The 18,827-nt window shown below is 73.0% G+C and carries 21 protein-coding genes; 10 read left to right on the top strand and 11 right to left on the bottom strand.

The genetic code is table 11. The features are described from left to right. Position 1: 1 nt before the first annotated feature. From HJG45_RS00995 to HJG45_RS00970, 6 genes are all read right to left on the bottom strand, one after another. Positions 2-883, bottom strand: coding sequence for a TauD/TfdA family dioxygenase (locus tag HJG45_RS00995; protein WP_171610214.1), 882 nt, complete (start codon positions 881-883; stop codon positions 2-4). A 65-nt stretch (positions 884-948) separates the two neighbouring features. Beyond that, positions 949-1,152 carry a hypothetical protein gene (locus tag HJG45_RS00990; protein WP_171610213.1) on the bottom strand — a complete coding sequence of 68 codons (204 nt, stop codon included), beginning with the start codon at positions 1,150-1,152 and terminating at the stop codon, positions 949-951. 89 nt (positions 1,153-1,241) lie between these two features. Continuing rightward, a complete protein-coding gene (locus HJG45_RS00985; protein ID WP_171610212.1) occupies positions 1,242-2,357 on the bottom strand; it encodes an LLM class flavin-dependent oxidoreductase in 1,116 nt (371 codons plus the stop codon). Positions 2,358-2,547: 190 nt separating this feature from the next. Next, positions 2,548-3,444, bottom strand: a complete 897-nt coding sequence (locus tag HJG45_RS00980) for a hypothetical protein (protein ID WP_171610211.1) — start codon at positions 3,442-3,444, stop codon at positions 2,548-2,550. Positions 3,445-3,906: 462 nt separating this feature from the next. Next, a complete protein-coding gene (locus HJG45_RS00975) occupies positions 3,907-5,052 on the bottom strand; it encodes an iron-containing alcohol dehydrogenase (RefSeq protein ID WP_171610210.1) in 1,146 nt (381 codons plus the stop codon). Continuing rightward, positions 5,049-6,035, bottom strand: a complete 987-nt coding sequence (locus HJG45_RS00970) for a tripartite tricarboxylate transporter substrate binding protein (protein ID WP_171610209.1) — start codon at positions 6,033-6,035, stop codon at positions 5,049-5,051. Before HJG45_RS00970 ends, HJG45_RS00975 begins: the two co-directional genes overlap by 4 nt. 106 nt (positions 6,036-6,141) lie before the next feature. Between HJG45_RS00970 and HJG45_RS00965 the strand changes: the two genes are divergently transcribed. Next, positions 6,142-6,879: an SDR family oxidoreductase gene (locus HJG45_RS00965; protein ID WP_171610208.1), complete on the top strand. Its 738-nt coding sequence runs from the start codon at positions 6,142-6,144 to the stop codon at positions 6,877-6,879. A gap of 120 nt (positions 6,880-6,999) precedes the next feature. On the opposite strand, the gene HJG45_RS00960 is transcribed toward HJG45_RS00965, so the two are convergent. The 3 genes from HJG45_RS00960 to HJG45_RS00950 form a co-directional block, all read right to left on the bottom strand. After that, positions 7,000-7,848 carry a VacJ family lipoprotein gene (locus HJG45_RS00960; protein WP_171610207.1) on the bottom strand — a complete coding sequence of 283 codons (849 nt, stop codon included), beginning with the start codon at positions 7,846-7,848 and terminating at the stop codon, positions 7,000-7,002. Then, positions 7,829-8,608: an SDR family NAD(P)-dependent oxidoreductase gene (locus HJG45_RS00955; protein ID WP_171610206.1), complete on the bottom strand. Its 780-nt coding sequence runs from the start codon at positions 8,606-8,608 to the stop codon at positions 7,829-7,831. Before HJG45_RS00955 ends, HJG45_RS00960 begins: the two co-directional genes overlap by 20 nt. A gap of 70 nt (positions 8,609-8,678) precedes the next feature. Further along, entirely contained in the window at positions 8,679-10,040 is a 1,362-nt protein-coding gene (locus HJG45_RS00950) for an aspartate aminotransferase family protein (RefSeq protein WP_171610205.1), read from the bottom strand. Positions 10,041-10,150: 110 nt separating this feature from the next. Here HJG45_RS00950 and HJG45_RS00945 point away from each other — a divergent pair, with 110 nt between their 5' ends. The 3 genes from HJG45_RS00945 to HJG45_RS00935 all read left to right on the top strand — a co-directional run bounded on the left by HJG45_RS00945 (position 10,151) and on the right by HJG45_RS00935 (position 12,995). After that, positions 10,151-11,770 carry a L,D-transpeptidase family protein gene (locus HJG45_RS00945; RefSeq protein ID WP_254452211.1) on the top strand — a complete coding sequence of 540 codons (1,620 nt, stop codon included), beginning with the start codon at positions 10,151-10,153 and terminating at the stop codon, positions 11,768-11,770. Between the two features lie 220 nt (positions 11,771-11,990). Further along, positions 11,991-12,470: a surface-adhesin E family protein gene (locus tag HJG45_RS00940; RefSeq protein WP_171610204.1), complete on the top strand. Its 480-nt coding sequence runs from the start codon at positions 11,991-11,993 to the stop codon at positions 12,468-12,470. A gap of 147 nt (positions 12,471-12,617) precedes the next feature. Continuing rightward, positions 12,618-12,995, top strand: coding sequence for a response regulator (locus HJG45_RS00935; RefSeq protein ID WP_171610203.1), 378 nt, complete (start codon positions 12,618-12,620; stop codon positions 12,993-12,995). Positions 12,996-13,025: 30 nt separating this feature from the next. Here the strand turns inward: HJG45_RS00935 and HJG45_RS00930 are convergent, their stop codons facing one another. Further along, entirely contained in the window at positions 13,026-14,060 is a 1,035-nt protein-coding gene (locus tag HJG45_RS00930; protein ID WP_171610202.1) for an aspartate-semialdehyde dehydrogenase, read from the bottom strand. A gap of 340 nt (positions 14,061-14,400) precedes the next feature. Between HJG45_RS00930 and pqqA the strand changes: the two genes are divergently transcribed. From pqqA to HJG45_RS00900, 6 genes are all read left to right on the top strand, one after another. Further along, the gene (pqqA, locus tag HJG45_RS00925; protein ID WP_207802898.1) at positions 14,401-14,493 is read left to right on the top strand and encodes a pyrroloquinoline quinone precursor peptide PqqA; all 93 of its coding nucleotides are present in this window, start codon (positions 14,401-14,403) and stop codon (positions 14,491-14,493) included. Positions 14,494-14,830: 337 nt separating this feature from the next. Next, positions 14,831-15,766, top strand: coding sequence for a pyrroloquinoline quinone biosynthesis protein PqqB (pqqB, locus tag HJG45_RS00920; RefSeq protein ID WP_171610201.1), 936 nt, complete (start codon positions 14,831-14,833; stop codon positions 15,764-15,766). Continuing rightward, positions 15,763-16,533: a pyrroloquinoline-quinone synthase PqqC gene (pqqC, locus tag HJG45_RS00915; protein WP_171610200.1), complete on the top strand. Its 771-nt coding sequence runs from the start codon at positions 15,763-15,765 to the stop codon at positions 16,531-16,533. The genes pqqB and pqqC overlap by 4 nt, the downstream gene beginning before the upstream one ends. 10 nt (positions 16,534-16,543) lie before the next feature. After that, the gene (gene pqqD, locus HJG45_RS00910; protein ID WP_217362782.1) at positions 16,544-16,819 is read left to right on the top strand and encodes a pyrroloquinoline quinone biosynthesis peptide chaperone PqqD; all 276 of its coding nucleotides are present in this window, start codon (positions 16,544-16,546) and stop codon (positions 16,817-16,819) included. Positions 16,820-16,847: 28 nt separating this feature from the next. Further along, positions 16,848-18,002: a pyrroloquinoline quinone biosynthesis protein PqqE gene (pqqE, locus tag HJG45_RS00905; protein WP_171610199.1), complete on the top strand. Its 1,155-nt coding sequence runs from the start codon at positions 16,848-16,850 to the stop codon at positions 18,000-18,002. 65 nt (positions 18,003-18,067) lie between these two features. Further along, positions 18,068-18,337 (top strand): hypothetical protein, encoded by a 270-nt coding sequence (locus HJG45_RS00900; protein ID WP_171610198.1) that lies wholly within the window; start codon positions 18,068-18,070, stop codon positions 18,335-18,337. Positions 18,338-18,519: 182 nt separating this feature from the next. Here the strand turns inward: HJG45_RS00900 and HJG45_RS00895 are convergent, their stop codons facing one another. Further along, positions 18,520-18,810, bottom strand: coding sequence for a hypothetical protein (locus tag HJG45_RS00895; protein ID WP_171610197.1), 291 nt, complete (start codon positions 18,808-18,810; stop codon positions 18,520-18,522). Between the last annotated feature and the right edge of the window lie 17 nt (positions 18,811-18,827).

Below are 18,827 nucleotides of genomic sequence, written 5' to 3'. Positions count from 1 at the left end.
CTCAGGCGGCCAGCGCCGCGTAGTCGCGCGTCGCCATCGCCTGCACCCGCAGGATGTAGCGGTGCTCCTCCGGCCCGTAATCGGCCTTGGCGTTGTGGACCGTGCCGATATTGTCCCAGATCAGCAGGTCGCCCGGCCGCCAGGCATGGCTGTAGAGGTATTTCGCCTGCGCCTGGTGGCGGAACAGGTATTCCAGCATGGCGTCGCTCTCGGCCGGCTCCAGCCCCTCGATCCGCACCGCATAGCCGGGGTTGCAGTAGAGCACGCGCCGCCCGGTGATCGGATGGGTGCGGAGGATCGGCTGCGGCACCGGCGGCTTCTTCGCCCGTTGCTCCGGCGTCAGCGGCTTGCGGATGCTGCCGGGGCGGGTGCGCATGACGTCCCAGAACTTGCCGAAGTCGTGGATCGCCACCCGGCCTTCCAGCCGCTGCACGATCTCGGCCGGCAGGTCGTCATAGGCGGCGTGCATGTTGCGGAACTGCGTATCGCCGAGCGGGCGGCCGTCGCGCATCGGCACCTGCTTCGCGTGCAGCGCGTTCGCCAGCGCGATCTCGCGGGAATAGGACATGTCGGTGTGCCAGCCCTGGCCGGCATCGTGCAGGCCGATCGGCTGGCCCGCCGCGTCCTTCATGTTGGAGAGGATCATCACCTCCGGATGGCCGGGGGCGTGGAACATGTTGGCGACGTTCACCTCCAGCTCGCCGAAGCGACTGCCGAAGGCGGAGAGTTGCGGCGCGTCCAGCTCCTGGCCCGGGAAGCAGAGCACGCCGTACCGGCCGAGCGCCCGCAGCAAGGTACGGAAGCCGTCCTCCCCAAGCGGCTGCGCGAGGTCGATGCCCTCGATGCGCGCGCCGAGCCCGGCATTGTTGGGTGTGATCCGCATGGCCGTCTCCTCCGGAGCGGCAGACTCCGTCAGGCCCCGCGGGTGGTCAAGCGCCCGACCGGGCGCTATCGCGGGCTCGGCGTGGTCAGGTAGCCCTGCTGCTTGGACCAGACGGTCCCCTCGCTGCTGATCGTGCCCATGGCGCGGTTGCGCTGGGCATCGCCGATGATGGTGTCCGGCACGCCGGAATACCGGGCGCCCGGCTGCAGCCCCCCAGGGCCGCAGGCGCTGAGGGCGAGGAGCAGGAGGCAGAGGCTGGCGAGGCGCATGACCGTTCTATGGGTGAAGCGCCCCGCCAAGGCAAGCGGCGGCGATGGGTCGCCGCCTCCGCCCGGTCTTCTCGTTACTGCGCCGCGGCTTATTGCGCCGCGGCGAGCGAGCCGGCGGCCGGCTTCGGCACCAGGTGCTTCACCCGCGGCGCCACCTCCTCCTGGATCAGCCGCAGCGAGTTCCGCCAGGCCTGCGGGTTCTCGACATAGTCGAAGCCGAAGACGAGGAGCTGGCCGAAGCCGCCGACATCCTCGTAGATCCGCTCCAGCTTCTCGGCGACGGTCGCCGGCGAGCCGACCAGCCAGTTCCGCTTCGCGCAATACTCCACCGTCACGTCGCTGTCCGGCACCTCGGGACTGTGCTTGAGGTATTCCTTGAAGCCGAAATTCGCCAGCAGCGGCAGGAAGTACTCGCCCATCATCCGGCCCATCATGCCGCCGACCGAGAGCCGCCACGCCTCCTCGTCCGTCTCGGCGACGAAGATCTCGCGCACCAGCCGCCAGTCGCGGCGATCCGCCGTGCGGCCGCCCTTGCGGGCCCCGGCCTCGACGCTCTCCCAGTGGCTCTTCACATAGCCCGGGTTGAGGTTGAGGCTCATCGGCAGGAAGCCGTGCTCGCCCGCCATCTTCAGCGTGTCGGAATTCTTCGAGAGGCCGGCGACGCCGATCGGCGGATGCGGCGCCTGCAGCGGTTTCAGATGCGGCTTGAGGAAGCCGAACATCGTGTCCGGCCTGTCGACCTTCCAGTACTTGCCCTCGAAGTGGAAGGGCGTCTCCGAGGTCCAGAGCTTCAGGATGATGTCGAGCGCCTCGCGCGTCATCTCGCGGTTGGCGCCGGACATGCCGTCCACGTTGAACATCGCCCAGTCGCTCGGCAGGCCGCTCGCCGCGATGCCGAAATTCAGCCGGCCTTTCGAGAGATGGTCGAGCATGGCGACGCGGTTCGCCAGCTCGGCCGGGTGGTGGTAGGGCAGCAGGAAGCCGCCGGGGCCAAGGCGGATGCGGCTGGTCTCCATCATCGCCTGGGCCAGCAGCAGGTCGGGCGCCGGATGCGGCTCCCAGGGCGCGGTGTGGTGCTCGCCGATCCAGACCTCGGAGAAGCCGAGCTCGTCGAGCCAGCGGATGGTCTGGAGGTCCCAGTCATGCCCCTCCTTCAGGCCCCGCTCCGGCGGGTGGGAGGGCATGGAGAAATAGCCGAATTCCATTGGGTCCGTCCTCCTCTGCCGGGGTCGATGGCGGCCTGGCAGCGGGCTTCGACCTCCCGTTGCCGTCCCTTCCTGCTTGCGGAGCGGTGTCGCGCGGTCGCGGCCCGCCCCGGCCCCGGTTGCCCGCGATGCTCGCGCCGGTCGCGCCGGATGCGCAAGGGGGGATGCGCCTGCCGGCCATGCCGAGGCGCTACGGGACGAGGCCGGCTTCGGCATCGATCTCCCGCAGGGCGACCGCGGCGCCATGGGCCAGCAGCGCGAAGCAGGCGGCGTAGAAGCCGTGCAGGCTGCGCGCGAGATCCGGCAGGACGAGGACGGTGTCCCGGCCCGGCGCGCGCCGGATCAGCTCGGCCTCCGCCAGATGCTCGAGCAGGCCGCGCGCATGCGCCCGGGCGATGCCGAAGCGCGACGCCAGGGCCGAGATCGAGACGGGAACGGCAGCGCCATCCTCCGGCAGCTCGTCCGGCGCGGCGAGGATCAGGCTCGAGGCCACGAGCAGCCCGGCATTCCGCTCCACCAGCTGCGCCAGTTCCGGCGCGTAATGCAGGAGGCGGAAGCCGGCCCGGTAGCAGCGGGCCATCTCGCCGAGGAAGGCCGCGGCGAAATCGGCCCTGCCGCAGGCCGCATGCGCCGTGCGCGCATGCGGCACGAGGGCGGTCATGGCCGCGAATTGCTGGCTCCAGCGCTGGTGCTGCAACTCGGTCAGCCGCTGGGTCGGGACGAAGCGGCGTTGCCGGCGATCCGCCACCGGGCCGGGATCGGCGGCGATGTAGCCGGTGACCTGCAGCAGGATGAGCAGGGCGCGCGCCCGGCCGCGGCTGCAGAGGCCGATATCCAGGCAGAGCGCCTGGAACCGGCCGAGGGTAAGCCCCTGCTGCCCCGTCCCGCCATCGGGACAGAGATGCAGGTAGAAGGCGGCGAGGCTGCCCATGAAGCGTCCCCGGTCGCTGAAGACGCGGTTCCAGACGCTGTTGCGGCTATAGGCCCCGATCAGCGCCTGCAGCAGCCGCCGGATGGCGGCCGGCAGCTCGGGATGCGCTCGCATGAGGAGGACGGCCTGCGGGGTCGGATGCGTCTCGGCGCTCATGCGGACCGATCCTTTGGATGCGGTGACGGTGCCCTCGTGGCCTTCTTCGGGCATCCGCGTCGCGGAGCCCGGGGCCTGCGCCGTGTCCCATCGAAATTCTGCCAGCGGGATACGCCTGGGGCCGTAGGTTACAGCCATTGCGTTCCTTCAAGAAACGGGAAATGCCGGCGGGTTGGCAGTCATGCAGCGGGCTGGAATGGCGACCGGTAGTTGAATTTTTCTTTGTATGACTTTTGATGGTGCCGCGGCCCGCAGCGCTTCAAATGAAATTTCCGGTTCCGTTTCGCATGCCGGTCGGCTGCCGGCACGGATAGTCACGGCCGCGGCTGGCCGGGTGATGTCCTCGCCCGCTTCCCGCACGACGTGGCAGCCGCTGCCCGGCGTCAATGGCGTCAGCGGCGAGGACCTCCGTCGCCTGCCAGGCTTCGCTTCGGCGACGCGTTCCGGCGCCGCGCCGTCCTCTCAGCGCATCAGCCGCAGGATCGCCGCCACATCCTCCGTGCCCTGGACCGGCCGCGGATTGGTGGCGATCGGCGGCCCGCCATCCCAGCGGGCGGCGAGGCCCTCGATCTCCGCCTCGGCGATGCCGACCTCGGCGAGCGTCGTCGGCAGGCCGAGGCCGCGGATGAAGCGTCGCAGCGCCTCATGTCCGCTGCCGCCGCCGAGGATGGCGGCGACCTCCCGCTGCTGCGCCGCGTTCACCGGCTCGTTCCACTGCATCACCGCCGGCAGGCCGAGGCAGGAGGTGATGCCGTGCGGCACGCCGCGCGCCCCGCCGAGGATGTAGCCGATGCCATGGCTGGCGCCGGTCGGCACGCCGGACCAGCCGCCCATGATGGAGAGCCACATCGCCTGCTGCGCCGCCGAGCGCGCCGCCAGGTCGGCCGGGTCGCGCCGGATCGCCGGCAGCGCCTCGGCCAGCATGGTCAGCGCCTGGCGGGAGACGGCATCCGAGAAGGGCGCCCGGACCCGGGCGCAGAGGCGCTCCACCGCATGGTCGACGGCGCGGATGCCGGAGGAGAGCAGCAGCTCGGCCGGCGTCTCGAGCGTCGCCGCCGGGTCGAGCACCACGGCGCGCGGCACCTGGCTCGCCTGCACCGCCCGCAGCTTCCGCCCGGCCTCGAGATCGGTATAGCCGGCATGCGGGGCGAATTCGGCGGCCGAGAGGGTGGTCGGCACCGCCACGATGCGCGGGCTCGGCTCCCTGGCATCCCAGCCCTCCGCCTCGGCGCCGCGCGAGACGGCGAGGCCGAGCAGCCCCGCCCGGTCGGCGACGCCGGCCCAGAGGGCGCGACAGGCCACCTTGCTGCCGTCGATGACGCTGCCGCCGCCGAGCGCCACCACCCGCTCGGCGCCGCTCTCGCGCAGCAGCCCGGCCAGCGCCAGCACGTCCTCGACCGGGGAATGCGCGCGCATGGCGGCGAACTCGCCGACGAGCCTGTCGCCGATGGCGGCGCGCACCGCCTCGGCGATCCGGCTCCGCGCCAGGGAGCGCGTGGTCGCCAGCAGCACCCGGCGGCAATCGCCGAGCTCGGGCGGCAGCGCCTCGGCGACGGGGCCGGTGCGGACGCGCTGCTGCGCCGGCCAGAGATGGATATGCGTGCTCATTCGGCGGTTGCTCCTGCGTCGCGCACGACCTCGGCCCAGAAGGGCATCTGCTGGCGGATGAAGGCGTCGAATTCCGCCGGGCTCTCGCTCGGCCAGGCGCGCAGCCCCTCGCCGGCGAAGCGCGCCCGCACCGCGGGATCAGCCAGCGTCTTGCCGAGCGCGGCGAAGGCGCGGTCGCGCTGCAGCGCGGGCAGGCGCGCCGGCGCCCAGATCCCGTACCAGCCGGCGATGTCGAGCCCGGGCAGCCCGGCCTCCGCCGCGCCGGGCACGTCCGGGATGGCGGCGGAGGGTGCCGCCGTGGTGAGGCAGAGGGCGACCGCCTTGCCGGCGCGGACATGCGGCAGGATCACCGGCGGGGTGGCGATGATCACCTCGATATCGCCGGCGAGCAGGGCGGTGAGGGAGGGGGCGCCGCCGCGGAAGGGCACATGCGTCCAGTCGAGCCCCGTCACCCGCGCGAATTTGGCGCCGGCGAGATGGCTCGGCGTGCCGATGCCCGGCGTGCCGTAATTCCAGCGCCCCGGCTCGGCCCGCATGCGGGCGAGGAGATCGGCGAGGCTGGCGATGCCGCTCGCCGCGCTCACCGCGATGACCGTCGGCAGGTCGCAGACGCGGCCGATGGCGGTGAAATCGGCGATCGGGTCGAAGGCCACGCGCCGGTACATCACCGGGTTGACCGCGTGGCTGAAATTGCCGCCGAGCAGCAGCACCGAACCGTCCGCCTCGGCGCGCGCGACATGCTCGGTGGCGAGGTTGGATCCGGCGCCGGGGCGGTTGTCGATCACCACCGTCGCGCCGAGCGCGGCGCCGAGCGGCTCGGCCATGGCGCGGCCGAGGAAATCCGCCGAGCCGCCAGGCGGGAAGCCGAGGACGAGGCGAAGGACCCGCGTCTGCGCGGCGGCGCGGCGCGGCACCGTGGCCGGCGCCGCGAGGGCGGCCGCGAGCAGCGCGCGCCGCCGGGGGCCGCTGCCGCCTACCGGCATGCGGCGCATCCCGCCGCGTCGCGGACGCGGCCTTTCCTGGACATCCTCTCCCTCCTCGCTCGTCTCGGCCCTATGCTGCCCGCAAAGCGCAGGGATGGGGAGGGCCATGACGGAACGGAAGGTGCTGCTGGTGACCGGCGGCGGGCGCGGCATCGGCGCCGCGGTGGTGCGGCTGGCCGCGGCGCGCGGCTACGACGTCGCCTTCACCTATGCCGGCAATGCGGCGCGTGCGGCGGAGACCGAGGCGGCGGCGAAGGCGGCCGGGGCGCGCACGCTGGCGATGCAGGCCGATGTCGGCAATCCGAAGGCGGTCGCCGTCACCTTCGAGGCGGTGGACCGGCAGTTCGGCCGGCTCGACGGGCTGGTGAACAATGCCGGCATCACCGGGCCGAAGGCGCTGCTGCGCGACAGCACGGACGAGGTCTGGGAGAGGGTGTTCCGCACCAATGTCCTCGGCCTCGCCGCCTGCTGCCGCGCGGCGCTGGCGCGGCTGCCCTCCGGCGGGTCGATCGTCAACATCTCCTCGCGCGCCTCCGCGCTCGGCGGCGCCGGCGAGTGGATCCACTACGCCGCGACCAAGGGGGCGGTGGACACGCTCACCATCGGCCTCGCCAGGGAGGTCGGGCCGCAGAACATCCGGGTGAATGCCGTCAATCCCGGGCTGATCGACACCGAGCTGCACGCCAATGCCGGCATGCCGGACCGGGTCGAGCGCATGTCGGCCGGCGTGCCGCTCGCCCGCGGCGGCAGCGCCGAGGAGGTGGCGGAGGCGGTGCTCTGGCTGCTCTCCGACGCCGCGAGCTATGTCAGCGGCGCGCTGCTGCCGGTCGGCGGCGGACGGTAGGGAACTCCCCGCGAAGCCGCGAAGCGGCTTCGCGCGGACCCTGTGATTCGCCCCACGGCCCGAGCGCGTCACAGCCTGCCGCGGCAGGGCACCGGGCGGCGACGGTTCCGATGGGGATCTTCAGGGCGGCGTGGTGCCGGGCGGTTCCTTCGGGGCGGGCGTCGGCAGGAAGGCGCCGGTGCTGCTGGTCACCGCCGGGCCGAGCCGGTTCTCGATATCCGCCTGCCGCCGCTGCCGGTAGGCGCTGCGATAGGTGACATAGGGGTCGAGCGAGCTGCGGCGCAGCTCGTCCACCGGATCGATCAGCGCCTCGCGGGTATCGACCAGGCTCATCGCGCCGCGGGTGGTGCGCAGCGCGTCCACCACGGCGCCCTGGCCGAACCAGGTGATCAGGTTGGCCGAGCCGTCGACGGTCGAGCCCGCGAGGTCGCGCGGATTGGTCGGGCCGAAGAGCGGCAGGAAGACGTAGGGGCCCTCGCCGACGCCCCAGACCGCCATGGTCTGGCCGAAATCCTCGGTGTGGCGCGGCACGCCGAACCAGCTGTCGGCGACGTCGAAGATGCCAGCGACGCCGACCGTGGTGTTGAGCAGGAAGCGCCCGAGCGTGTCGCCGGCGCGGCGCGGCTCGCCCTGCAGCATGTCGTTGAACAGGATCACCGGGCTGCGGATGTTGTTCAGGACGTTGCGGATGCCGCTGCGCACCGGCCGCGGCACGGCGCGGCGATACTCCACCGCGACCGGCCGGGTCACGGCCCGGTCGAGCCATTCATTGGCGGCGTAGAGCTTGCGGTTCGCCGGCTCCAAGGGGTCGTTGTTGGCCCTGAACTCGGCCAGCGCCTCCGGGTCGGAGGCCGGCGGCGGCGTCGCGCAGCCGGCCAGGGCGAGGAGCAGGAGGCCGAGCGGGGCGGCCGCGCGCCATGGCCGGATGCCGCGCCCGCCCTTGCCCGGCTCAGACGTGCTGGCCGCCATTCACATGGATCTCCGCCCCGTTCACATAGGAGGAGGCCTCGGTGCAGAGGAAGTAGATCGCCTTGGCCACCTCGGCCGGCTTGCCGAGGCGGCGCAGCGGGATCTGCTCCTCGACGATCTTCTCCGTCCCGGGCGAGAGGATGGAGGTGTCGATCTCGCCCGGGCTCAGCGCGTTCACCCGGATGCCGAGCGGGCCGAAGTCATGCGCCATCTCGCGCGTCAGGGCCATCAGCGCCGCCTTGGAGGTGGCATAGGCGGCGCCGGCGAAGGGATGCACCCGGCTGCCGGCGATGCTGGTGACGTTCACCACCGCGCCACGGGTGCGCTGCAGCTCCTCGATCAGCCCGCGCGCGAGCATGATCGAGGAGAAGAAATTCACCTGGAACACCCATTTCCAGTCGTCGAGCGCGGTCTGGATGGTGCCGAGCCGGGCGCCGGCCGCCCCCTTCGGCGAGATGCCGGCATTGTTCACCAGCGCATCCAGCCGGCCGCCCTCCGGCTCCAGCCGCTGACGGATCTCGGCGATGGCGCGCTCGGTGTCCTCCGGGCTCGCCAGGTCGCACTGGATATGGTCCTCGGGGCCCATGGCCCAGGGGCATTCCTCGGGGAAGGGCTGCCGCGAGACGGTGATGACCCGCCAGCCGGCGGCGGAGAACACCTTCACCGTGGCATGGCCGATCCCGCGCGAGGCGCCGGTGAGCAGCATGACCCGGCGCGCCTGGTTGGACAGGCGGTGGTGTCCGGCGATGGACGTCGACATGGGGGTCTCCTCGGGCCACCCCCAGGGTAGAGCAGAAGGCCGGGATGCGGAAACGCCCGGTCGGCGGAATTCATCCCTGCGCCGGGCTCCCCGCCGCCAGCAGCGGGCCGCGCGCCGCCAGGAACTCCTCCACCGCGGCGAGGAAGCGGGCGCCGTCCGCCTCCGTCACGGCCAGGGAGAGCGCCGCCATGCCGCGCCGGGCGAGGTAGATGCCGGCGGCCAGCATGTCGAAGAAGAAGAGCTCCCGCAGCCCGTCCTCGGCCGGGCCCGCGGCATAGGGGGCGGTGATCGGGCCGGGGCGGAAATGCGCCGTCAGCATGGAGCCGCGGCCGGTGAACTGCATCGCCCCGCCGGCGCGCCGGCAGGCCTCGTTCAGCGCCGCGCGCAGCGCCTCGCCGCGGGCGTAATGCGCCTCGGCGACGGCGGGGGTGAAGATCTCGCCCATGGCGACGCAGCCGGCCGCCATCGACCAGACATTGTTGTTGAAGGTGCCGGCATGCGGCAGCGTCCCCGGCCGGTGGCCGTCGAACACCGCCATGATCTCGCGCCGGCCGCCGAAGGCGCCGAAGCTCATCCCGCCCGCCATGTACTTGCCAAGCGTCGTCATGTCCGGAGTGACGCCTGTCATGCCCTGCAGCCCGGCAGGGCCGTGCCGGCTGGTCATCACCTCGTCGAAGACCAGCACCGCGCCGGTCCGCCGCGTCGCCTCGCGCAGCGCCCGCAGGAAGGCCTCGCTCGCCGGGATGCAGCCGCCGGAGCCGAGCATGGGCTCGACCAGCACGGCGGCGAGCCCGTCCCCCTCGGCGAGGATGTCGCGCGTCGCCCTCTCCGGATCGTTGTAATCGGTGAAGGCCAGCGGGATCGGCAGGTTCACCGGGTTCCGCTCGCTGGCGAAGGTCAGCACGCCGCCATGGTAGCCGCCGCGCATCACCAGGGTCTTCGGCCGGCCGGTGAAGGCGCGGGCGGCGGCGAGCGCCATCAGATTTGCCTCGGTGCCGCTGTTGGTGAAGCGCACCTGTTCGATCGAGGGGAAGCGCCCCGCGATCAGCCCGGCGAGCCGCGCCTCCGCCTCGCCGACTGCGCCGAGATTGATCCCGGCATCGAGGGCGGCTTTCACCGCCGCCAGGATCCGCCGCTCGGAATGGCCGAACAGCCCGGCGCTGTACTCGCCGAGCAGGTCCAGATACTCGCGGCCATCGGCATCCCAGAGCCGGGCGCCCTCGCCGCGCCGCATGGCGGTGGGGAAGGGGGCGTAGAACAGCACGCTGCGGGTATTGCCGCCGGGCATGACCTCGCGCGCCCGGGCATGGATGGCGGCGCTTTCCGGCCGCGCCGCGGCATAGGCCTCCCGCGCCTCGGCCAGCGCCGCCTCAAGGTCGCTGTTGCGGCCATGTGCGGCCTGCGGCGGGGCGATCGGATCGAGCGGGCTCATGGCGCGGACTCCCGGAGGGCGGCCGAGGCTCCCGCGGGTGGGCGGGCGCGTCAACGCGGCGGCCCGGCCCGGCCCGCCGCCGCTTGTGCTTGGCGGCGCCGGGTGCCGCCATGTATCACTGTATCGTGCGCATCCTGCTTGCCCTTGCCCGGCTCACCGCCCCGGCCGCCGCTGCCCTGGTCGCGGCGCCCCTGGCCCATGCCTCGCCGCCGCCCGGCGCGCCCGCCCGGGGCGCCACGCCAGGCGGGGCGGCGATGGTCGTGCCAGCAGGGGTCGCGCCAGGGGTCGCGCCAGGGGGCGTATCGGGGATCGAGGCGCAGCAGCGGCTCGCGCAGCGCCTGCAGCGGCTGGCCGAGGACGGGCTGGAGCCGCGCGACTACGCCATCCCGCCCGATGCGCTCGCCCGCACCGATCCGGCCGGCTATGCCGCGGCGCTGCGCCATGCCGCGGTGGCGGCGCTGGCCGACCTGCTGCACGGCCGGGTGCGGGAGCTGCCGAACCGGCCGGATATCCGCCGCGAGACCGCCTCCCTGCCGCTCGCGCCCTGGGTGGCGGAGCTGGCCGCCGCGCCGGAGCCGGCCGTGGTAATCGAGCGGGCGGCGCTGCTGCCGCCCGGCGCCGCGCCGCTGAAGCGTGCGCTCGCCGCCGCCCGCGCCCGGGTCGCGGCCGGGGGCTGGCCGGTGGTGCCGCCCATGCCAGGGATCGAGGCGCTGGAGCCGGGCATGGCCGATGCCGAGCGGGTGCCGGCGCTGCGGGCGCGCCTCGCCGCCGTCGATCCGGCGCTGGCCGCCGCCGCGCCCGAGGATCCTCTGGTCTATGACGAGGCGCTGGTCGCCGCGGTGCAGCGCTTCCAGGCGGGCGAGGGGCTGGAGCCGGACGGCCGGATCGGCCGCATGACCTTCGCCGCGCTCAACCGCCCGGCGGAGGTCGCGGTCCGCCAGCTCCGGGTCGCCCTCGACATGCGCCGCGCCACGGCCCCGCCCGGCGCCGACCGGCGCATCGAGGTCAACATCCCCTGGCAGCGCCTGCAGGTGATCGAGGCCGGCCGGGTGGCGCTGGAGATGGCGGTCATCGTCGGCAAGCCGGCGCGGCCGACGCCGGTGATGCGGGTGCGCCTCACCTCGGTGATGTTCAACCCGCCCTGGGGCGTGCCGGAGCGCAACGCGCGCGAGGACCTGCTGCCGAAATTCCGCGCCAACCCGCGCGCCATGATGGAGAAGGGCTTCCGCGTCTACGGCTTCGCCGACGGCCAGCGCGTCGAGCTCGACCCGCTGGCCATCGACTGGCGCAGCGTGCAGAAGGACCGCTTCCCCTACCTCATCCGCCAGGATGCCGGCGACGCCAATGCCCTCGGCCGGATCAAGTTCGTGATCCCGAACGGCGAGGACATCTTCATGCACGACACGCCGGATCGCGGCCTCTTCCGCCGCGCCGAGCGGGCTTTCTCCTCCGGCTGCATCCGGCTGGAGAAGCCGATGGAGCTGCTCGGCATCGCGCTGCAGGGCACGCCCGGCTGGGACCGGGCGCGGGTCGAGCAGGTGCTGGCCGGGCGCCAGACGGCGGTCATGACGGTTGGCCGGTCGATCCCGGTGCGGCTGCACTACACCACGGTGACGATCGAGGGCGGCGAGGTGCGCATCCGGCCGGACCTCTACGGGCTCGACGAGGCCTATGCCCGCGCCCTCGACGCGCCGCGCCTGCCGCGGCTGGCCGAGCTGCGCACGCATTGAGGCTGGCCCGCCTGCGGCGCCCCTTCGCGGCCCCGGACCGGTCGAGGGACCGGTCCGCTGCCAGGAAGCGGGCGACGCGGCGGGAACGGGGCGGCATGCGCCGCGCCTCCTGAGGAACCGGAAGAGGGGGTGGCGTTGCGCGCCTCGGCGGTGCAGACCCGCGCCTCCTCGCCCCCTGATCGCGGCCGCCCTGCCGCCGATCGCCCCGGAGCCACTGGACATGCGCTTGACCGGCCTGACCCGCCCCTGCATCGGCCTGCTCGCCTTGCTGCCGCTGTTGGGATGCGTCCCGCCGGCCGCGCCGCCCGCGGCTCCCGCCGGGCCGCAGCCGCCGGCGCTCACCCTGGCGCCGCGCGCCGCCTGGCAGTCGATCCCGCTCGACCGGCGCGGCGGCATCGCCGGCGCCTTCGCCGCCTCCGAGGTCGCGCATTGGCGGGAGGGGGTGCGGCGGGTCTGGATCGTCCTCGACCTCGCCGCGCCGATCCGCTTGCCGGAGACGGGCGGCCAGGCTCGCAGCGTCGCCTTCCTCGCCGATTACCGCTGCGCCGAGCAGAGCTGGAATCCGATCGAGGGCAACTGGTACCGCGAAGCCGACGCCGCCGGGCTCGAGCTGGAGGAGCGGCCACGGGACACCGGCGAGCGCGGGGTGCGGCCTGGCACCCTCATCGCCGCCTTCCTGGACGCGGCCTGCCGGCTCTGATGGCCGGGCTGGGCAGCCTGTCGATCGAAGGGAGGGGCGATCCTTCCGCGGCCTGATGCGTTGCCCCGGCATATAGGGGCGCGGGGCTTGCCGTCGAGCGGCCGCCGGCGCGCCGGCGGCCGGGCCGACGGGCAGGAAGGAGAGCCGATGCGGGTTTTGCTGATCGAGGACGACGCGCTGGTGCGGAACCTGCTGTCCGAGACGCTGGACGGCGACGGGTTCGAGGTAGACGGGCTGGCCAATGCCGAGGATGCGCTGATCCTGCTCGGCGCCGGGCAGGTGCCGGACGTGCTGGTGGCGGACATCAATCTCGGCGCCGGGCTGAACGGCTTCGACCTCGCGGAGATGGCGCGGGCGCGGCATCCCGATGTCGAGGTCATCCTGATCAGCGGCGCCGCGCCGGAGCCGGCCAGGCGGAACGGCGGCCGGCGCGAGCATTTCCTGCAGAAGCCCTTCGCACCCGACCGGCTGGCGGCGATGATCCGCGAGGCGGGCGCCGCGCGCGGCGCCGAGCAGGGCTGCTGAGCCGAAGGTCCCGGCCCGCCAGCCGCCTCGTCAGCCTCCCCGGCGCGGCTTGATCAGCCCCTGTTCGTGCAGCGCCTCGGCGATCTGCACCGCGTTCAGCGCCGCCCCCTTGCGGAGGTTGTCGGAGACGCACCAGAAGGCGAGGCCGTGCGGCACGGTCGGGTCGGCGCGCAGCCGGCTGACGAAGACGGCATCCTCCCCGGCGGCATCCACCTGGGTCACGTAGCCGCCGTCCTCGCGCTTGTCGACGAGTTGCACCCCCGGCGCCTCGCGCAGCGCCTCGGCGGCCTGCTCCTCGGTGATCGGCGCCTCGAACTCGACATGCACCGCCTCGGCATGGCCGATGAAGACCGGCACGCGCACGCAGGTCGCCACCACCGCGATGTCGGGATCGAGGATCTTCCGCGTCTCCGCCGCCATCTTCCACTCCTCCTTGGTCGCGCCGTCCTCGAGGAAGCGGTCGATATGCGGGATGCAGTTGAAGGCGATCGGCTTGCTGAACTGCTCCGGCGCGGTCGGGTCATTCACGTAGATCGCGCGGGTCTGGTTGAAGAGCTCGTCCATCGCCTCCTTCCCGGCGCCGGAGACGGACTGGTAGGTGGCGACGACGACGCGCCGGATGCGGGCGATGTCGTGCAGCGGCTTCAGCGCCATCACCATCTGGATAGTCGAGCAGTTCGGGTTGGCGATGATGTTGCGCCGCGCGAAACCCTTCAGCGCCTTGGGGTTCACCTCCGGCACGACCAGCGGCACGCCCGGCTCCATGCGGAACTGGCTGGTATTGTCGATCACCACGCAGCCGGCCTCGGCGGCGCGCGGCGCATGCACCGCCGAGACGCTGGCGCCGGGCGAGAAGAGCGCGATCTCCGTGCCCTTGAAGTCGAAGCGCTCGAGCGCCTGCACCTTGAGGACGGCCTTCTCGCCGAAGGAGACCTCGAGGCCGGTGGAGCGACCGGAGGCGAGGGCGATGACTTCGCGCACGGGGAAGTCCCGCTCGGCGAGGGTCTTCAGCATCTCGCGTCCCACCGCGCCAGTGGCGCCGACGACCGCGACCCGGTAGCTCATGTCACGACTCCTGCACTGTTGCGCGGCCGACCGGGCAGGGCCGGCCCGATTGGGTGTCGGGGGCTGTAGCCTGCGAAGGCCGCATGGGGGAGGGTGCCCGGGAGGGCGTGGCCGGCCGCGAAACCTGCCCAACGGGCGCTTCACCGGCGGCAGGCGGTTCGTGGGGAAATCTTAATCGGCTGCGAAGGATGGTCGCGGCATCCGTAATTTCAAGCCCTTGCCCGAGGACCGGGGGGGGGCCGGCAAGGGGCGTGGTCCGGCCGGGCGGGCGATGCACGAAGGGATCACTTGATCTGGCGCGACCGGTTTCCCAAAATACGAAAAGGCGATCACCGCCTCGATGGAGGAAATCATGGCCTGGAAGAAGCCCCGCGTGACCGAGGTTTCCCTCGCGCTCGAGATCAACAGCTACGCCTGCGCCGAAATCGGCTGAAGCCCTGGCCGGCCTCGGCCGGCTTGGCGCCTCGGCTGCAGCGGGCGGCACCAGGACTCTGCGGCGCTGATCCCAGGGGCCTGAGATCCGTTTGCGGAAAAAGGATTGGCCAGAGCCCCTGGCAGGCAGCCCGGCTGGGCGTGCCCGTGCCCGGCCGGTCCAGGCCCCGCGCCCAGCGTGCGGGGCTTTTTTCTTGCCTGCCGGTAAGCCAGGGGAAGCGGCATGGCCGACCGGCCGGCCAGGAGGCGGCGGCGGTCCAAAAGCGCCTCCCGGAGGAGAACGACCAAGATGACCCGCTCGATCCTGCCCGCCGCATCGGCCGGCTGAGCGCCCGCCCGTGCTGCGCGCCATCGTCCTCGGCGCCGCCGCCGGCGGCGGCTTCCCGCAATGGAACTCCGCCGGGCCGGGCTGCCGCCGGGCGCTGGCCGGCGACCCCGCCGCGCCCGCCCGCTCGCAGGCCTCGCTGGCCGTCTCCGCCGATGGCGAGCGCTGGGTGCTGCTCAACGCCTCGCCCGACCTGCGGCAGCAGATCATCGCCACCCCCGCCCTGCATCCACGCCCGGCACCGGGCGAGATCCGGCATTCGCCGATCGCCGCGGTGGTGCTGACCGGCGCCGAGGTGGACACCATCGCCGGCCTGCTGACGCTGCGCGAGCGGCACGCCTTCGCCCTCTACGGCGCGCCGCAGGCCCTCGCCGTGCTCGCCGCCAACCCGATCTTCCAGGCGGTCAACCCAGCCATCGTGCCGCGCCGGCCGCTGCCGCTCGAGGCGCCGCTGGCGCTGCAGGATGCGGCGGGCGCGCCGCTCGGCCTGACGGTCGAGGCCTTCGCCGTCCCGGGCAAGGTGCCGCTCTTCCTCGAGGACGCCTCGGGCGCCGATCCGGGCCGAGCGGAGGAGGGCGAGACGATCGGCCTCCGCGTCGCGGCCGGCGGCGAGGCGCTGTTCTTCATCCCCGGCTGCGCCGCCATGACGCCGGCGCTCGCCGCGCGGCTCGAGGGCGCGGCCTGCGTCTTCTTCGACGGCACGCTCTGGCGCGACGACGAGATGCTGCGTGCCGGCGCCGGGCCGAAGACCGGGGCGCGCATGGGGCATATGAGCATCGACGGGCCTGAGGGCGTGATCGCCGCCTTCGCCCGGCTCGGCGTGCGCCGGCGAATCCTGATCCATATCAACAACACCAACCCCGTTCTCCTGGCAGACAGCGCGGAGCGCGCCGCGGCCGTGGCGGCGGGCTGGGACGTCGCGGAAGACGGCATGGAGGTGACGCTGTGAGCGAGACGGAATTGCTGCCGCCGGAGGAGCTGGAACGGCGGCTCCGCGCCATCGGCGAGGAGCGCTACCACATCCTCCACCCGTTCCATCACCTGCTGCATGGCGGCAAGCTGAGCAAGCCGCAGGTCCAGGCCTGGGCGCTGAACCGCTACTACTACCAGGCCAGCATCCCGGCGAAGGACGCGGCGGTGCTGGGCCGGCTGCCGACGCCGGAGCTGCGGCGGGAGTGGCGCCGCCGCATCGTCGACCATGACGGCGACGGGGTGAAGCCGGGCGGCGTCGAGCGCTGGCTGAAGCTCACCGACGGGCTCGGCCTCGACCGCGGCTACGTCACCTCGCTGCGCGGCCTGCTGCCCGGCACGCGCTACGCCGTCGATGCCTATGTGCATTTCGTGAAGGAGCGCAGCCTGCTCGAGGCCGTCGCCTCCTCGCTGACCGAGATGTTCTCGCCGAACATCATCTCCGAGCGCGTCTCCGGCATGCTGCGCAACTACGACTTCGTCTCGGAGGCGACGCTCGCCTATTTCACGCCGCGCCTGACCCAGGCGCCGCAGGATGTCGCCTTCGCCCTGGCCTATGTGAAGGAGCATGCCCGCACCCGCGAGCAGCAGGAGCAGGTGATGGCGGCGCTGCGCTTCAAATGCGACCTGCTCTGGGCGCAGCTCGATGCGTTGCAGCATGCCTATGTCGAGCCCGGCCACATCCCGCCCGGCGCCTGGCGGCCCGGTGAGGGGGGTCTGGGCGCGGCGGGTGTGGGCGCGGCGTGAGCGGCCGGGCATGACCCTCTCGGGCGCCAGCGTGCTGCGGCTCGGGCGCGGCATGAGGCTGCGCGAGGACAAGGCGCGCGGCCAATGGGTGGTGCTGGGGCCGGAGCGCATGTTCGTCCCCGACGAGATCGCGCTCGAGGTGCTGCGGCTGGTGGATGGCGCCCGCCCGGTCGATGCCATGGTCGACGACCTCGCCACTCGCTTCGCCGCGCCGCGGGAGGAGATCCTCGGCGACGTCCTCGCCATGCTGGAGGATCTCGCCGCCAAGGGGGTGGTCACCGCATGAGGGGCGCATCCCCATATGGAGGGGCATCATGACGGTCCCCGCCGCCCCTCCCGCCGCCCCTCTGGCCGCCCCACCCGCCGCCCCTCTGGCCGCCCCACCCGCTGCTCCCTTGGCGCTGCTGGCCGAGCTGACGCATCGTTGCCCGTTGCGCTGCCCCTACTGCTCCAACCCGACGGCGCTCGCCCGGCCGGGCGAGGAGCTCGACACCGCCACCTGGGCCCGCGTCTTCCAGGAGGCGGCGGCGCTGGGCTGCCTGCAGGTGCATCTCTCGGGCGGCGAGCCCACGGCGCGGCGCGACATCGTGGCGCTGGTGCGGGCGGCGAGCGAGGCCGGGCTCTACACCAACCTCATCACCTCGGGCGTGCTGACCGGCGAGGCGAAGCTGCAGGCGCTGGCCGAGGCGGGGCTCGATCACGTGCAGCTCTCGGTGCAGGATGCCGAGCCCGTCTCGGCCGACCGCATCGGCGGCTATCGCGGCGGCCATGCGAAGAAGCTGGATTTCGCCCGGCTGGTGCATGCCTCCGGCCTGCCGCTGACGTTGAACGCGGTGGTCCACCGGCAGAATCTCGACCGCCTGCCGCAGCTCATCGAGCTGGCGCTGGACCTCGGCGCCGGGCGACTCGAAGTGGCGCATGTGCAGTATTACGGCTGGGCGCTGGCCAACCGCGACGCGTTGCTGCCGACCCGGGCGCAGCTCGAGGCGGCGACGGCGACCGTCGAGGCGGCGCGGCGCGCGCTGAAGGGGCGGCTCGTCATCGACTATGTCGTGCCCGACTACTACGCGAAGCGGCCGAAATCCTGCATGGGCGGCTGGGGCCGGCAATTCCTCGCTGTCTCGCCGGCCGGCCGGGTCCTGCCCTGCCATGCCGCCGAGAGCCTGCCGGGCTTTGACTTTCCGAATGTGCGGCAGGTCTCGCTGCAATGGGCCTGGGAAGACTCCGAGGCCTTCAACCGCTTCCGCGGCACCGGCTGGATGCCGCTGCCCTGTCGCGGCTGCGAGCGGGCGGAGCTCGACTGGGGCGGCTGCCGCTGCCAGGCCTTCGCCCTGACCGGCGATGCCGCCAGCACCGATCCGGCCTGCGCCCTGTCGCCGCATCACGGCGTGCTCTCGCTGGCGGTCGACGCAGCCATCGAGGCCGGCACCGCGTTCACATACCGCGAACCGCAGAAGATCCCCGGCTGAGGCCGGGTTGCGGTGACGATCCGACGGGCCACTATCACTCTCATCGATCAGGAGAAGGGCATTCCATGTTCCTGCCGCGCTGCACTCCCTTCGGCTTGCCTGGGGGCCTGCCGGGGCCGATGACCGTGGCCGGCACCGCCATGGGCGGCATGGCGGTGCTCGCCGGCATCGGGCCCTTCCTGGCGGGTGTCGGCGTCGGCGCCGGCATCGTTGGCGGCGCCCTGCTGGCGCGGAAGGCCATGGAGCGCCGCTCCGGCTGGCGCGACGAGCCGGAGGACAGCCTGCCGGACCTGCCCGATGAGGGCGAAGCGATGCAGCCGATGAACCCGGTCTGATGTCGACGGCCGTTGATGGCAACCCATCAACGGTCCCTCAAACCCTGGGCGCAAACCTTCGGTTTGCTTGGCTCCGCCGCACCTGCGGCGGGCCCCATTCAGGGCCTCGGACCGGTCAAACGATCGGTCCGATGGTATGAGCTTCGCCGCCCGCCCGCCGCATCAGGCAGCGGGCGGGATGCTCAGCGGCCGGGCTGGGCGAGGCCTTCGCCGGCGATGGCGAGGCCGCTGGCATGCCCGGCCCGCATCGCTTGGCGTGCCCAGGGCGGTGCCGTCGGCAGCCAGGCGGGCAGGGCGCCGTTGCGCAGGCCGAGCCGGACGCCGAGCGTGTAGCAGGCGGCCGAACAGGCCGCGTCGAAGGCGCGCTTGCGCCGATGCGCCAGCAGGTCGCGGAGGGCCGCATCCTCCTGCAGGGGCGGGTCCGGGCGCCGCGGCTCGAGCGGCCACCGCAGGGTTGCATCCTCGACGTCCATCCCGCCTCCTCGCCTCT

Source organism: Roseicella sp. DB1501, from assembly GCF_013112485.1.
GTDB lineage: Bacteria > Pseudomonadota > Alphaproteobacteria > Acetobacterales > Acetobacteraceae > Paracraurococcus.
The sequence above is the reverse complement of the archived record's forward strand: the minus strand, read 5'-3'. Positions and strand labels throughout refer to the sequence as shown.

Coding starts and splice junctions, on each gene's coding strand:
- HJG45_RS00995 (WP_171610214.1), bottom strand. CDS start 883: ATGCGGATCACACCCAACAATGCCGGGCTCGGCGCGCGCATCGAGGGC.
- HJG45_RS00900 (WP_171610198.1), top strand. CDS start 18,068: ATGTTCCTGCCGCGCTGCACTCCCTTCGGCTTGCCTGGGGGCCTGCCG.
- pqqE (WP_171610199.1), top strand. CDS start 16,848: ATGACGGTCCCCGCCGCCCCTCCCGCCGCCCCTCTGGCCGCCCCACCC.
- HJG45_RS00965 (WP_171610208.1), top strand. CDS start 6,142: ATGACGGAACGGAAGGTGCTGCTGGTGACCGGCGGCGGGCGCGGCATC.
- HJG45_RS00930 (WP_171610202.1), bottom strand. CDS start 14,060: ATGAGCTACCGGGTCGCGGTCGTCGGCGCCACTGGCGCGGTGGGACGC.
- HJG45_RS00980 (WP_171610211.1), bottom strand. CDS start 3,444: ATGAGCGCCGAGACGCATCCGACCCCGCAGGCCGTCCTCCTCATGCGA.
- pqqD (WP_217362782.1), top strand. CDS start 16,544: ATGACCCTCTCGGGCGCCAGCGTGCTGCGGCTCGGGCGCGGCATGAGG.
- HJG45_RS00895 (WP_171610197.1), bottom strand. CDS start 18,810: ATGGACGTCGAGGATGCAACCCTGCGGTGGCCGCTCGAGCCGCGGCGC.
- HJG45_RS00975 (WP_171610210.1), bottom strand. CDS start 5,052: ATGAGCACGCATATCCATCTCTGGCCGGCGCAGCAGCGCGTCCGCACC.
- pqqA (WP_207802898.1), top strand. CDS start 14,401: ATGGAGGAAATCATGGCCTGGAAGAAGCCCCGCGTGACCGAGGTTTCC.
- HJG45_RS00990 (WP_171610213.1), bottom strand. CDS start 1,152: ATGCGCCTCGCCAGCCTCTGCCTCCTGCTCCTCGCCCTCAGCGCCTGC.
- HJG45_RS00940 (WP_171610204.1), top strand. CDS start 11,991: ATGCGCTTGACCGGCCTGACCCGCCCCTGCATCGGCCTGCTCGCCTTG.
- HJG45_RS00985 (WP_171610212.1), bottom strand. CDS start 2,357: ATGGAATTCGGCTATTTCTCCATGCCCTCCCACCCGCCGGAGCGGGGC.
- HJG45_RS00960 (WP_171610207.1), bottom strand. CDS start 7,848: ATGGCGGCCAGCACGTCTGAGCCGGGCAAGGGCGGGCGCGGCATCCGG.
- HJG45_RS00970 (WP_171610209.1), bottom strand. CDS start 6,035: ATGCCGGTAGGCGGCAGCGGCCCCCGGCGGCGCGCGCTGCTCGCGGCC.
- HJG45_RS00945 (WP_254452211.1), top strand. CDS start 10,151: ATGTATCACTGTATCGTGCGCATCCTGCTTGCCCTTGCCCGGCTCACC.
- HJG45_RS00935 (WP_171610203.1), top strand. CDS start 12,618: ATGCGGGTTTTGCTGATCGAGGACGACGCGCTGGTGCGGAACCTGCTG.
- HJG45_RS00955 (WP_171610206.1), bottom strand. CDS start 8,608: ATGTCGACGTCCATCGCCGGACACCACCGCCTGTCCAACCAGGCGCGC.
- HJG45_RS00950 (WP_171610205.1), bottom strand. CDS start 10,040: ATGAGCCCGCTCGATCCGATCGCCCCGCCGCAGGCCGCACATGGCCGC.